Here is a 13,278-nt window from a genome sequence, read left to right on the forward strand (position 1 = left end):
GTCTTCGGTGTTCACTGTGTCCTCGGTGTCCACGCCGGCCTCAACTCTCGTTCTGCTTCAGGGCCGCGGCGAGGCTCGGCGCCTCCCGGTCCCGCTGGGACATCGACGTGGCGGGCAGCGGCCAGGGTATGGCCAGCTCCGGGTCGTCGAAGGCGATCGTCACGTCCTCGGCGGGATCGTGCGGGCGGTCGATCCGGTACGAGGTGTCAGCGGTCCCGGTCAGCGCCTGGAAGCCGTGCGCGCACCCCGCCGGTATGTACAGGGTCACCTGTGTCTCGTCGGACAGCTCGAAGAAGGCTCGGCTCAGGTACGTCGGCGAGTCAGGGCGCAGGTCCACGACGACGTCGAAGATCCTCCCGTACGAGCACCGCACCAGCTTGGCCTCACCCGCACCGGAACGCAGGTGCAGGCCGCGCAGCACACCCCGGGCCGAGCGGGACACACTGTCCTGGACGAAGGCGTACGGGTCCAGGCCCACCGAGCGGAGCACGTCGGCGTCGAAGGTGCGGCAGAAGAAGCCGCGTTCGTCGGCGTACGGTGTCGGCTCGAAAAGGTACGCGCCCGCGATCTCCGGGACTTCGGTCGCTTTCATGGTGTCTCCTGCCGTACGTGGGCTCGCGCGTGGCCGGTCGTCGGGAACGTCGTGGGGAACAGGGCCTCGCTCAATTCGGTGAACTGGTCATGGAGTTGACGCGCCGCGTCCAGGTTCCGCTCGGCGAGGGTGCGCCGCAGCTCCGCCGACCGCCGCTCCAGCTCACGGAACTGCTCCAGCAGCCGGTCGGTGTCGGTCTCGCGGGCCGGGTGGCAGTAGGCGCCGAGGCCCATCCGGTCCATGAGCGTGTCGCTCTTCGCCGCGTAGCTGAGCGCGAGCGTCGGTGTGCCTGCCTTCAGCGCGCAGACCAGGTTGTGGTAGCGGGTCGCCACCACGGTGTCGGCAGCCGCCGTCTCCCTCATGAGGTCGGCCAGTGAGCCCGCCTCGGCCGCGGTGACCAGCGGCGAGTCCACCGCGTCGAGGATCGCGTCGGCCACCGGTGCGTCGCACTCGTCGCCGGTGAGCAGCCGGACCCGTCTGCCGTCCTCGGCCAGCGCGCGGACGAAGCGGGTCGTCCCGTCGAGGTAGCGCCGGTGGATCTCCTCGGCCCGCGCGCGGTCGTCGTCGCCACCGTGGAAGGCCATGACGCCGACGCAGACCGTGCCCGAGGACGCCCCCGCAGGTGTCGTCGGCGGCGTCGGCAGCGCGAACGCCAGATCCGGATAGACCTCGTCGCGCGCGGTGTCCACACCCATCGCCCGCATCGCGTCACGCGACGGCGCGTCCCGGTACGACCGGTACGTGGCCAGCCGCGCCGACCAGCGCACCAGCGCCCGCGTCAGCCGGTTGCCGATCGGCGCCGCGCCGACGCTGACCAGCGCGACCCGGGTGCGCAGCAGCCGCCCGCTCGCGCACAGCAGGAACAGCGCGTAAGGGAACCCCCACGGCCGCAGCGGCAGGGTGGCCTCCAGAACACCCATGCCCGGCACGATCACCACATCGTGACGGCGCACCCAGGCGGCGGTGCGGAAGGCGTCGACGAGTTTGCCCAGGCCCTTGCCCGCGACCGCGCCCGCACGTGACGCGGTCCGGTACTCGCCCCGGTACCAGTGCAGCCGCGTCGCGGGGATCCCGTAGCGGGCCGCGACGGTCTCGGGCCCGCCGCACAGCGCGTCCACGACCGCCTCCGGGTGCTCGGCACGGAGATACCCGAGCACGGCTTCGAGCGACCCGTCGTTGCCGAGGTTGCCGGAGCCGAGCAGGCCGAACACCCCGACACGCACCGGGGTCACGCGCCCCGGCGTCATGCCCGCCGCCCCTCGCGCCCGGCGACGAGCGCGTCCACGGAGACGGACTGCCCGCCCTCTACGCGCTGCCCTGCCGGGACCCGGTCCTCGACCCGCTCGCCCGCGCCGGGACGGGCCCGGCTGGCCATCCACGCGGCCAGATGGCCGTAGCAGGCGCGCCGGTCGGCAGCGGACAGCGGCGCCCGCCGGATCGCCGAGACGAAGCCCCAGACGTACTCGGCGAGCAGCCGCGGCGTCGGGTGCAGCACTCCCGCCCTGCGCGGGTCCAGGTTGACGCACCGGGAGCGCTTCGACGGGTTGGCGCGCTCGGCGCGGGTCGGGTGGTCGCGGCGGAAGTACAGCAGCTCCGGCACCTGGTGGAAGGGCCCGTGCAGGGCGATCTCGGCGACGAACGTGCGGTCCGCGTGGTGGTAGCTGTCGTGCGGCTTCACGCGGCGCAGCACGTCGGCCCGCAGCACCCCGTAGAAGTCGTCGCCGCCGGGCTCGAACAGCATGCTGCGGAACCGCTCGGGTGCCTTCGGCGAGTCGGTGGCGAGCGTGTACTGGTACGGGACCTTCACCTCGCCGTCGCCGTCGATGACCGCCTGGCCGCTGTGCGCGAGGACCACATCGGGGCGTTCGTCGAGCGCCTCCACGCAGCGCCGCAGCAGGTCACGCGCGTACAGGTCGTCGTGCGAGGCCCACTTGAACAGCTCGCCGCGGCACTCGGTGAACACGTAGTTGTGGTTCGGCGCCGCGCCGATGTTCCGGGGCAGCCGGAGGTACCGGATGCGCGGGTCCCGCGCGGCGTACTCGCGGCAGATGTCCTGGGTCTTGTCGGTCGAGGCGTTGTCGGAGATGACCAGCTCGAAGTCCTCGTAGGTCTGGCCGAGCAGCGCTTCGAGGGCCTCGGCGAGATACTCCTCGCCGTTGTACACGGGCAGGCCGATGCTCAGCCGGGGTTGCGCTGTCATGTGGTCCTCACTTCGGGAATGGGGTTCAGGGGGCGGCGCTCGCGCAGCGCGGAGCGCAGGTGCAGCCACCACACGGCCGAGCCGCAGCCGGTCGCGGCGGCGACGCCCCAGGCCGAACCGGCCGTACCGGCCACGACGGCGCCGCCGAGCCCGCCGACGACGTAGCAGACGGAGGCGAACAGCTGGCTGCGCAGACTGCGCCGCGCCGCGCCGAGCGCGCGCAGCCCGGCCGCCGCACCGGTGCCGAGCCCCGCGCCCGCGACGCCGAGCGTGACCGGCACGATGAGCTGCGCTGCGGAGTGCCAGACGTCGCCGAGCACCAGCTCACCGGCCCGCCCCGGCACCAGCAGCAGCGCCCCGCCCCACAGCAGCGCGGCGGCGGCCTGCCCGCCGCCCAGCACGAGGCAGAACACGCCGAGCCGGTGCGGGGCCCGCCGCAGCACCCGTGCCGCCTCCGCGACGGTGACCAGCGAGAGCCCCATCAGCAGCGCGAGGAACGGGCCGAGCAGCAGCTCGGCGCCCCGGATCACACCCACCGCGCCGACCCCGACGATCGCGCCGAGCCCGTAGGCCCGGAGCTGGCTCGCGCCGCTGTTGCTGACGTTCTCGACCAGATACCGGTAGCCGAGGTCGCGGTGCTCGCGGAGCCACGCGCGCGCTCCGGTCAGCCGTGGCCTGATGCCGGACTGGAGCCAGCCGTACGCGGCGGCCACCGCCGCTGACCCGCCCCACGCGAGCACGAAAGCGGGCACGCTGCCCACGTGGGTCGCCACCACCATGGCCGGGACGAGCGCGACGCCCCACACCATGTCGTTGACGAAGGCCTTGCGCCCGGCGCCGGCGGCGAAGAACGCGAACCGCCAGGCGTCCTGCGACAGCAGCGCCGGCAGCACGATGCCGAGGCAGGCGAACGCGGGCCCCACCCGGCCGCCGAGGGCGAGCCCGGCCACCAGACACGCCCCGCCGAGCGCCGCGCCCACACCGAGCGCGGTGCCCGAGGCGCGGGCCACCGCCGCGCGCCAGGACGCGTCCGGCACCCCGCTGAAGCGCACCATGAGCGGGTCGGTGGCCAGTCCCCGGGAGACGTTGAGCACCACGCCGTACGTCACCCAGGCCAGGCTGAACACGCCGAAAGCGGCCAGCCCGAGCGAGCGTGCCACGTAGATGCCCACCGCGAAGTTGGTCAGGCTGGAGGCCGCCTGGTCGGCCAGTCCCCAGGACAGCCGACCGACCATGGCGCGCTTGGCGGCCCCCGCCTTCGGCGTCGTCTTCTCCTCCTCGGTGGTCATGGGCGTCATGCCTTGATCAGCCCGGCGCCGTGCAGCGCCTCGGCAGCGGTGGCGACGGTGTCGAATGGCAGCCCGGACCGCTCGGCGATGTCCAGCAGACTGTGCTCGCCCTCGGAGAGACTGAGGACCCAGAGCATGGCCATCTCTGTCTGCTTCGCGTCGCTGCGTCCGCCGAGTGCGTCGTACAGCCCACGACGGCCCAACTGCGGCTCGCCGTAAGGGCTGAGGTTGAGGTACCGCCGGTTGCGGTCCAGCACGGCGAACGCCTCGCGGCAGACGGCGAGCGTGTCCGCCATCGCCTCCGGGGAGACGAAGTCCAGGTTGTCCGCAGACGTGTGGTACTCCGGGTAGCGGGCGTACGGGGTCCTGCTGAGCGAGCCCACACCGAGGTCGAAGCCGGGCGAGCAGAACTGCCGCTCGTCGTAGCCGTACGGGGTGAACTCGGCGATGTGGTGCGGGCGTTCGGAGGCGGCCAGCACATGCCGCAGGACCCGGTCGATGTCCGCGTCGCCTTGCCTGCTCCGCTTGTACGTCAGCTGGCCGGGGTCGCCCGCGCAGGCCAGCACGAGACCGTGCTTGACCTGGTCGATCCGCTCCCTGTTGCGGGCCAGCCAGGTGATGGCGCCGATGGTGCCGGGCGCGAAGATGAACCGGTAGGTGTAGTACGGGCTCCGCTCCGCCAGCGCCCGGGCCAGGAACACCGCCACCGCGATGCCCGCCAGGTTGTCGTTGGCGAGCGACGGGTGGCACACATGGCAGGAGACGATCACCTCGTCGGGGACCTGCCCGGGGACGACGTGCTCGGCGTAGGTGAGGTGGCCGTCCGCGAGTGTGGAGTCGATACGGACCTCGTACTCGCCGTCCGGCAGCGCGTCCAACGTCTCCTGGGCCAGGCAGAACCCCCAGTCCGGCTTGTAGTAGCTGGTGCGGTACGGCACCCAGGACGGGTGCTCCGGCAGGGTGTGCAGGTGTGCGCGCAGCTCGGCCAGGGGCATGGTCCGCGACACCGGGACGCTGTAGCCGAGCACGTGCAGGCTGGACGCGGCGAAGTCGACGACGCGGTTGCCCGAGGCGTCGGCGATGTACGCGTCCCGGATGTTCCACTCCTGCGGCACCGTCCAGTCGAGCACCTGGGTCCCCGTCGGCACCTCGTGCACGCGCAGCGGAACGTACTCGCCGACGATCTCCAGGGTGGCGCGCACACCGTCCCCCGTGATGCTCCGGCAGAGCGGGTACAGCCGCTCCACCAGTGCGTACATCGCCTCGCCCGCTGTGGTCACCGTCGCCACCGCAGGGTGTCGTCGACGGCACCGGTGTCCGACGCCGCGCGCAGCACGGCCAGCCGGGTGAAGCGCTGCTCGAAGTCCTCCCGGGTCAGGCCGTGCTCGCGGTAGGCGTCGGCGAGTTCGAGCGCGCCCTGCTTCACCGTCCACTCGCAGTCGAAGCCGTCGGCGGCGGCCCGGAACCGGGAGAAGTCCACCCGGTACGAGCGCGGATCGGCGCCCGTCTCCCCGGTGATGTTCACCTTCGAGCCGGGCACCGCCGCCGCGACCTGCTCGGCGATCTCGGCGACGGTGACGTTGTTGACCTCGCTGCCGATGTTGAACGCCTGATCGTGCACCGCCTCGCGCGGCGCGGTCAGCGCGGCGGTGAAGGCACGTGCGATGTCGGCGGCGTGCACCAGCGGGCGCCAGGGGGTGCCGTCGGAGAGCACCAGCACCTCGCCGGACAGGAGCGCGTGGCCCACCAGGTTGTTCAGCACGATGTCGGCGCGCAGCCGGGGCGAGTAGCCGAAGGCGGTGGCGTTGCGCATGAACACCGGGCTGAAGTCGCCGTCGGCCAGCGCGTGCAGATCGTCCTCCACCCGCACCTTGGACTCCGCGTACGGGGTCACAGGGCGCAGCGGCGCCTCCTCGGTCACCAGCTCGTCCCCGCCCGCAGCGCCGTAGACCGAGCACGTCGACGCGTACAGGAAGCGCCGCACCCCGGCGTCGCGGGCCAGCCGGGCCAGCCGCACGGAGGCGTGGTGGTTGATGTCGTACGTGAGGTCGGGGGCCAGCGAGCCCAGCGGGTCGTTGGAGAGCGCGGCCAGGTGGATCACGGCGTCCACCCCGGCCACGTGTTCCGCCGTGACGTCGCGCAGGTCCACCCGGTGCCCCCGGGGCTCCGCGGGCGCCGGGCCCAGCAGGCAGTCGGCGAACAGGCCGGAGTCGAGGCCGACGACCTCGTGTCCGGCGGCCGTGAGGACCGGGGCCATCACGGTGCCCAGGTAGCCCTGGTGTCCGGTCAGCAGTACGCGCAAGGTTCAGTCCCCCAGGTCGAGAGTGAGTTTGGTGACGGCGAACGCCTCGGCGTAGCGCGCGTGGCATTCGATCCCGCGGATGCGGGCGAGCCCGAGGAATGCCTCCCGGTCGTACCAGGGCCTGTGCCGCTGCGAGGGGTAGTGCTCCTGCAACAGCCGTACCTTCTGTTCGGCGATCTCCGGCGACAGCGGCTGGTACGCCGCCATCCGGCCGAGATCGCCGTCCCACTTGACGATCTCGTAGCCGAGCACGAGGTGGTCGCGGAACGCGGTGGGCACCAGCCGCGCCAGGCTCCGGTGGTCCTGGTGCGCGTCATCGGCGCGCGGGGCCAGCACCAGGTCGGGGTCTGTGCGCTCGCGCAGCTCCTCGACGGCGGCCTTGGCCTCCTCCCAGTGCGCGGGCATGCGGCCGTCCGGCAGCTTGAGCACGGTCAGCCGCAGGTCGGCGCCGGGGCAGAAGGCGGCGAGCGCGGCCCGCTCCTCCTGCTCCCGCTCGCCGCCACCGCCGGAGAGCACCAGCGCGTCGACGCGGATGCCGGGGCGTGCGAGGCATATCGCGAGCAGCGTGCCCCCGGCGCCGATGGCGATGTCGTCGCAGTGCGCGCCCATCGCGGCGACCCGGTCCAGGCGCGCGGTCCCGAGCCGGATCACGCCCGCACCCCCGCTGCTTCCTTGCCACCGGCCTTGCCACTGGCGTCCCGCTCCCACACGGCCCACGGGCGGTCGCCCCGCGTGTAGGCGGCGTCGAGCGCGGCCCGCTCCTTCACGGTGTCGGTCGGCTTCCAGAAGCCTCGGTGCTGATGCGCCACCAGCCGTCCCTGTTTGGCCAGTTGGGCGCATCCGTCGGCGACCAGGTCCCCGCCCTCCGGTATGTGGTCGAAGACCTCCTGACGCAGCACGAAGTAGCCGCCGTTCTCCCACAGCGGCAGTTCGCTCACCGCGGTGATGCCTCCCACCAGGCCGTCCTCGCCCAGTTCCACGCAGTGGAACGAGGACTGCGGCGGCACCACCATCATCGAGGCACCCGCGTCGCGCCGGGCGAAGTTCTCGACCATCTGGGGCAGCGGGGCGTCGGTGAGCACGTCGGCGTAGTTGGCGAGGAACATCTCGTCGCCGTCCAGATGCTGCCGCACCCGGCGCAGCCGCTCACCGATCGGCGACTCGACGCCGGTCTGCACGAAGGTGATCGTCCAGTCCGAGATGTCGGTGGAGAGCAGTTCGGTGCGTCCGCCGCGCAGCACGAAGTCGTTGGACGTCGTCTCCTCGTAGTTGAGGAAGAAGTCCTTGATGTGGTGTGCACCGTAGCCGAGGCACAGGATGAACTCGGTGTGCCCGTAGTGCGCGTAGTAGCGCATGACGTGCCAGATCAGCGGCCGTGGGCCGACCATCGCCATCGGCTTGGGCACGTCGTCGGCGGCACCGCTCCGCATCCGCATCCCGTAGCCGCCGCAGAACAGTACGACCTTCATTCTGTGCCCTCTTCCAAAGACGTGGCCTCGACGATGCTCAGTTCCGGGATGGGGAAGACCAGCCGTCCGCCCCAGTCGTGCACGAAGGAAAGCTGCTCGATCAGCTCGTCCCGCAGGTTCCACGGCAGGACGAGCACGTAGTCCGGCTTGTCGGCGGCGATCCGCTCGGGCGGCAGGATCGGGATGCGGGTGCCCGGTGTGAACCTGCCGTGCTTGTACGGGTTGCGGTCCACCGTGTACGTGAGCAGGTCGGGCCGGATGCCGCAGTGGTTGAGCAGGGTGTTGCCCTTGCCGGGGGCGCCGTAGCCGACGACCGTCTCACCGCGCTCGGCCGCCTCGATGAGGAACCGCAGAAGGTCCCGGCGCACCTTGGCCACCCGCGTCGAGAACTCGGTGTACCCGGACAGCTCCTGGAGCCCGGCGGCCTTCTCCCTGTCCAGCACCTCGGCCACCCGGCGGCTCGGCTCACCGGCCACCTCGGCCGGACGGGCCCACAGCCGGATGGAGCCGCCGTGCGTGGGCAGCAGCTCGACGTCCACGAGCGTGAGCCCGCCGCTCGCCAGCGCCCGGATCGCGGACGCGACGGTGTAGTACTGGAAGTGCTCGTGGTAGATGGTGTCGTACTGGTTCTCCTCGATCAGCGTCAGCAGATGCTGCACCTCGATCGAGACCCAGCCGTCGTCCGCGACCAGGGCGCGCAGACCCTGGGTGAACCCGACCACGTCGGGGATGTGCGCGTACACGTTGTTGGCCACGACGAGGTCCGCCGGGCCGTGCTCGGCGCGGACGGCCGAGCCGGTGTCCGGGCTCAGGAACTCCGTGAGCGTGGGCACACCCGCCTCGCGCGCCGCGGCGCCGACGTTCACCGACGGCTCGATGCCGAGGCAGCGGATCCCCCGGTCCACCACGTGCTTCAGCAGATACCCGTCGTTGCTCGCGACCTCGACGACGAAGGCGTCCTGCCCCTTGGCTTCGAGCCCCGCCCGCGCCGCCGCTTCGGCGACGAACGTGCGCGCGTGCTCCACCCACGAGGTCGAGTACGAGGAGAAGTACGCGTACTCCTTGAACGTGTCCTCCGGGGTGATCAGCGGCGGTATCTGCGCCAGCCAGCACTCCGTGCACACCCGCAGATGCAGCGGGTACGCCGGTTCCGGCTGGTCGAGTTGGTCGGCGGCGAGGAAGCTCTCGCACGGCGGTGTCGCCCCGAGATCGACGACGCTCGTCATCGCTTCCGAGCCGCAGAGTCGGCATCGTGTCATCTGGTGTCCCCATCCCCCCTGCTCGCGCGGGCCCCCCGCCGCGAGTCAGCGCTTTCGTTTCCTGTGTTTCCTTTCGGCGGCGGGTCTTCCCCGCCGCCGGACCGACCCGCGATCGCGGTGCGGTACTCCTCCACCAGGCGCTCCAGGCCGACGGCCGGGCTGAACCCCAGCTCGTACCGGCGCCGAGCCGCCCGGCCCATCTCCCGGTTGCGGCCCGGATCGGCCGCTGCCCGGCGTATGTGCGACGCGAGCGAGGCGGGCTCGCCCGGCTCGTGCAGCAGCCCGGTCACCCCGTCCTCGACGAGTTCGACGAAGGCACCGTGCCCGGCGGCGACGGCCGGGACCCCGGCCGCCATCGCCTCCACGACCACCAGGCCGAACGCCTCCAGCCACGTCGAGGGAGCCACCACGGCGACCGACCGCGCGATGGCCTCCCGGCTCTGCGCCGCGTCGTACAGGCCGACATACCGCACGTCGTCCCGGCCCGCCGCCCACTCGGTCACCTCCCGCTCCAGCGGCCCCGTACCGGCGATCACGAGCGGCACGCCCACACCGCCGCCCGCCGTGATCTCGTCCCACGCGGCCATGAGCAGCCGCACACCCTTGGCCTCGGCGAGGCGGCCGAGATAGAGCAGATGCTCGCCGTCACCCGTCCGGCGTGCGCCCGGCTCCGGCACGAAGTTGTGCTTCACCACCAGCCGCTCGGGCGGCATGCCGGACCGCACCAGCACGTCGCGCTGTGCGGCGGAGATGCACAGGAACCGCTCCACCCCCGACCACCACAGCCGCCGGTTGGCCGACAGGCTGACCGCGAGCGGCACCGTCGCCAGCCGGGAGCCCCGGTAGCAGCCGTGCCGGACGGCGGGCAGCGGTGCGAGCGGCGCGGAGCCGACGCACTCGGTGCACGGGCGGCCGTCCCGTTGCAGCGTGCCGGGCGGGCAGACCTGCGTGTAGTTGTGGAGCGTCGCGACGGCGGGCACACCCGCGTCGGCGCAGGCGGCCAGCACAGCGGGCGACAGGAGCGGGAAGACGTTGTGGACGTGCACCACGTCGGGGCGCGAGGCGCGGAGCCGGGCGGCGAGTTCCTCGCGGACCGCCGGGTTCCACGGCACCAGCAGCGGAATCGCGGCCTTGCCCAGCAGGTTCCGCGCCGCGATGTCGTCGCTGCGCCGCTCGAACATCTCGACCCGGTGGCCTGCCGCGCGCAGCAGTGCCACCTCCTGGTCGACGACCTTGTTCTCCCCGCTCGGCTGCGCCGAGGCGTAGCGGTTGTGCACCACGAGAATGTGCATGCTCAAGGAACCTCTGATCTCTGGGCCCATCGCGGGACACGTCGTCGTGGGACTGCGGGCTTCGGGAGGGCCGTGGCCGGGGCGGGTGCCGTGGGTGTCACCAGCAGCGAGGCGGCCAGGGCCAGATGCAGCAGATACGGCGAGGCGTCGCCGAGTCCTGCCTCGGTGTACGACGCGATCGCGCAGTAGCTGATCAGGAAGATCGCGCAGGCCCTCGACAGCGACGGTGGCCGCAGCAGCGCGACACCGCCGAGCACGAGGAAGACGGCCGCCACGAGCGTGACGCCGGTCAGGCCCTGTTCGTGGTAGACGGCCAGCCAACTGTTGTCGATCGGCAGCCCGCCGAACGACTTGTCGCCCAGGCCCACGCCGAACAACTGCTCCCCGGTCGCCCGGGGCGCCGCCAGCAGGGCGTCCCAGACCTTGGCCCGGCCGGTCAGGCTGGTGAGGTTCTCCTGGCTCTGCCCGCGCAGGAACCACTCCTGGAGCAGGGAGGCGAACCCCACAGCGGCCACCGCCGCGATCAGCACCGCCCAGGTGAAGAACCGGCGCGCGGCGGCGCTGGTCAGGACGAGCGAGCCGATCGCCAGCGCCAGCCCGATGAGCAGGCCGAGGGTGGCCGTACGGGTGTGGGTCAGCGCGAGCAGGACGAGGGAGGGCACGATGACCACCGCCGCACTGGCCCTGTCGGTCCTGCGGCCCAGTACGAGCAGCACGGCGAGCCCGATGATCACCGCGGCGTACTGTCCGATCTGCGGCGGGGTGAGCGGCCACAGCGCGCCGACCAGCCGCCCGCCGTACAGCTCGGGCATGGCGGCGCCGGGTGAGATGAGCAGGCCGGCGGCCACCGAGCCGAGCACCGCGAAGTACATCCGGATGTGGTGCCGGACGAACGTCAGGCCGCCGTCCCACCAGCGGCTGAGCAGCCACAGCGTGCTGACGAAGAGAGCCAGCCGGGTGCAGCGGAACAGCGCCCCGAACCCGGACTCCAGGTGTGCGCTGGAGACCACGCTCGGCACGAGCAGCATGGTCAGCAGGAACAGGAAGGCGCTGGCCCGGATGCGCAGCGGGAGGTTGAGCGCGAGCGCCAGCGCGAACGCGGCGACGAGCGCGCCCATGGTGACCAACTGGATGAGGGAGCGGGGGAGCGGGATGATGGTCACGGCCCCGGCGGAGCCGAGGGTGTTGAGGATCAGCAGCCCCCAGACGATCCCGACGGCTTTCGGTGTCCCCGTCTTCGGTGTCCCCGTCTTCGGTGTGCCGGTGGCCTTCGATGTGTCGGCGGAACCCATCTCAACCCCCTTCCTGCGGCTGGAAGGTGCTGCCCGCGTCCTGCTCGTACGGCGTGCCCTGCCACTGCCCCGAGTCGAGCACCTTGCTCGGGTCGTGGGCGACGAACTTCCACGGCCCGAGGTAGACGTTGTCGTGCCAGCGGTTGTGCTGCTTGTGGGTGATCGCCTCGGCCACCCGCTCGCCCTTGTACGGCGACCAGTCCGGATAGGTGCCGTAGTTGGCCAGCACCGCCATGCGGTCGCACTGCTCCGTGCACTCGACGACGGACGTGTCCAGCACGAAGCGGTTGCCGTGGATGTCCACGCGCTGGGTCTTCCACCGGCAGTCGGCGTAGAGCGGCGCGGTGGCGATCCCGGGCCGCTCGCAGCGGTCGGAGTCCCGCACCAGCAACGTGCAGTCACCGGAGGAGGTGTTGGCCGGGCTGTTGCAGAACCGGTCGGCGTTCTCCCACAGGGTGATGCCGTTCCAGTTGTTCTCCAGCACGTTCTGGTAGATCTCGATCTTGTCCGTACGGGCGTGGATGCGTGGTTCGCCGCCGGACTCGGAGAGGTAGACGGTCGCGTACGGGAAGTTGTCCTCGCGGTCGGCGTATCTGCGGCCCTCGGCCCAGTTGTTCCGCCGGATCGTGTTCTTGCGGATGACCGCGTTGTAGCTGGTCTCGTAGATCAGCGCCGCACCGTCGTTGGTCTCGATCACGTTGTTCTCGACGCGGAAGTCGTTGTTGTTGGTGTCAGCCCACAGCCCGGCTCCACGGTTGTCGTGCACCCAGTTGCCGCGCACGTCGGCGCCGTCGACGGCCCAGAACTTGATGCCACCGGTGCAGCCGCAGCCCTTGCGCCGCCGCTCCCAGTCGTCGGTGTTGTTGCCCGTGATCTCGTTGCCCTCGACGACCAGATCGCTGACCCCGCCGTCGGCCTTGTACGCGTTCATGCCGTACTGGCCGTTGTCGCGCAGGCAGCTCGCACGCACCCGCTGGCGGTCACCGGCCATCAGCCCGGCACCGGAGTTCTTCTGGATCGTCGCGTGCTCGATCGCCCATCCGTCGGCCGAGTCATGGTTGACCACGCCCTCGTTCTGCGGCGCGACGAAGCCCTGCACGGTCAGCTGGCGGATGGTGACGTCGCGGGCTTCGCCGCCGAACGCGTACTGGTTGGTCTTCCGGCCGTCGAGCACCGCGCCCGGAGCGCCGAGGTAGCGGTTCCCCTTCTTCGGGACGACCTGGGAGTAGCGGTCCGGATCGAGCCGGTGCTTGCCGGTGCGGAGCCAGAAGGTGGTGCCCGGGGGGTTGCTCTTCGTCTTCGCCGCCAGATCACCGACCTTCGCGGGATCGACGGTCACCGCGCCCGCAGGTGCCTTCGCGGGCCCGCTCGCGGGCTTGTCGCACACCCGGGCGACGGGCCGGGCCGCGGATGTGGACGGCGCGGCGGTCGCCTCAGCCGCCGGGGCGTCCGGTGTGCTCACACAGCCCGCCGTCGCCAGCAGGGCAAGCGCCAGCAGGGCCAACGCCAGAGGTGCCGTCGGCAGCGGTGCCGCCGGCAACGTCGAGTGCCGCCACTTGATCCCCACGATCCCCACGCGTCCT

At 71.7% G+C, this 13,278-nt stretch carries 12 protein-coding genes; all 12 read right to left on the reverse strand.

Going from position 1 to position 13,278, the window contains the following annotated elements; translation table 11 throughout:
• Positions 1 to 40: 40 nt before the first annotated feature.
• The 12 genes from rfbC to ACYVOO_RS32005 are packed head-to-tail and all read right to left on the reverse strand — an operon-like array spanning position 41 to position 13,262.
• Positions 41 to 592 carry a dTDP-4-dehydrorhamnose 3,5-epimerase gene (gene rfbC, locus ACYVOO_RS31950; protein WP_461019200.1) on the reverse strand — a complete coding sequence of 184 codons (552 nt, stop codon included), beginning with the start codon at positions 590 to 592 and terminating at the stop codon, positions 41 to 43.
• Positions 589 to 1,839, reverse strand: coding sequence for a polysaccharide pyruvyl transferase family protein (locus ACYVOO_RS31955; RefSeq protein ID WP_461019201.1), 1,251 nt, complete (start codon positions 1,837 to 1,839; stop codon positions 589 to 591). The genes rfbC and ACYVOO_RS31955 overlap by 4 nt, the downstream gene beginning before the upstream one ends.
• A complete protein-coding gene (locus ACYVOO_RS31960; protein WP_461019202.1) occupies positions 1,836 to 2,792 on the reverse strand; it encodes a glycosyltransferase family 2 protein in 957 nt (318 codons plus the stop codon). The genes ACYVOO_RS31955 and ACYVOO_RS31960 overlap by 4 nt, the downstream gene beginning before the upstream one ends.
• On the reverse strand, positions 2,789 to 4,081 hold the full coding sequence (locus ACYVOO_RS31965) for a hypothetical protein (RefSeq protein ID WP_461019203.1): 1,293 nt from the start codon (positions 4,079 to 4,081) through the stop codon (positions 2,789 to 2,791). Before ACYVOO_RS31965 ends, ACYVOO_RS31960 begins: the two co-directional genes overlap by 4 nt.
• A gap of 5 nt (positions 4,082 to 4,086) precedes the next feature.
• Positions 4,087 to 5,370 carry a DUF4910 domain-containing protein gene (locus tag ACYVOO_RS31970; RefSeq protein ID WP_461019204.1) on the reverse strand — a complete coding sequence of 428 codons (1,284 nt, stop codon included), beginning with the start codon at positions 5,368 to 5,370 and terminating at the stop codon, positions 4,087 to 4,089.
• On the reverse strand, positions 5,358 to 6,383 hold the full coding sequence (locus ACYVOO_RS31975; RefSeq protein WP_461019205.1) for an NAD-dependent epimerase/dehydratase family protein: 1,026 nt from the start codon (positions 6,381 to 6,383) through the stop codon (positions 5,358 to 5,360). The genes ACYVOO_RS31970 and ACYVOO_RS31975 overlap by 13 nt, the downstream gene beginning before the upstream one ends.
• 3 nt (positions 6,384 to 6,386) lie before the next feature.
• Positions 6,387 to 7,034: a PIG-L deacetylase family protein gene (locus ACYVOO_RS31980; RefSeq protein WP_461019206.1), complete on the reverse strand. Its 648-nt coding sequence runs from the start codon at positions 7,032 to 7,034 to the stop codon at positions 6,387 to 6,389.
• Positions 7,031 to 7,852 carry a sugar phosphate nucleotidyltransferase gene (locus ACYVOO_RS31985; protein WP_461019207.1) on the reverse strand — a complete coding sequence of 274 codons (822 nt, stop codon included), beginning with the start codon at positions 7,850 to 7,852 and terminating at the stop codon, positions 7,031 to 7,033. The genes ACYVOO_RS31980 and ACYVOO_RS31985 overlap by 4 nt, the downstream gene beginning before the upstream one ends.
• A complete protein-coding gene (locus tag ACYVOO_RS31990) occupies positions 7,849 to 9,111 on the reverse strand; it encodes a class I SAM-dependent methyltransferase (RefSeq protein ID WP_461019208.1) in 1,263 nt (420 codons plus the stop codon). Before ACYVOO_RS31990 ends, ACYVOO_RS31985 begins: the two co-directional genes overlap by 4 nt.
• The gene (locus ACYVOO_RS31995; protein WP_461019209.1) at positions 9,108 to 10,403 is read right to left on the reverse strand and encodes a glycosyltransferase; all 1,296 of its coding nucleotides are present in this window, start codon (positions 10,401 to 10,403) and stop codon (positions 9,108 to 9,110) included. Before ACYVOO_RS31995 ends, ACYVOO_RS31990 begins: the two co-directional genes overlap by 4 nt.
• A 2-nt stretch (positions 10,404 to 10,405) precedes the next feature.
• Positions 10,406 to 11,695, reverse strand: a complete 1,290-nt coding sequence (locus tag ACYVOO_RS32000; protein WP_461019210.1) for an O-antigen ligase domain-containing protein — start codon at positions 11,693 to 11,695, stop codon at positions 10,406 to 10,408.
• A 1-nt stretch (position 11,696) separates the two neighbouring features.
• Complete coding sequence (locus tag ACYVOO_RS32005; protein ID WP_461019466.1) at positions 11,697 to 13,262, reverse strand: right-handed parallel beta-helix repeat-containing protein; 1,566 nt, start codon at positions 13,260 to 13,262, stop codon at positions 11,697 to 11,699.
• Between the last annotated feature and the right edge of the window lie 16 nt (positions 13,263 to 13,278).

The organism is Streptomyces daliensis (genome assembly GCF_054782395.1).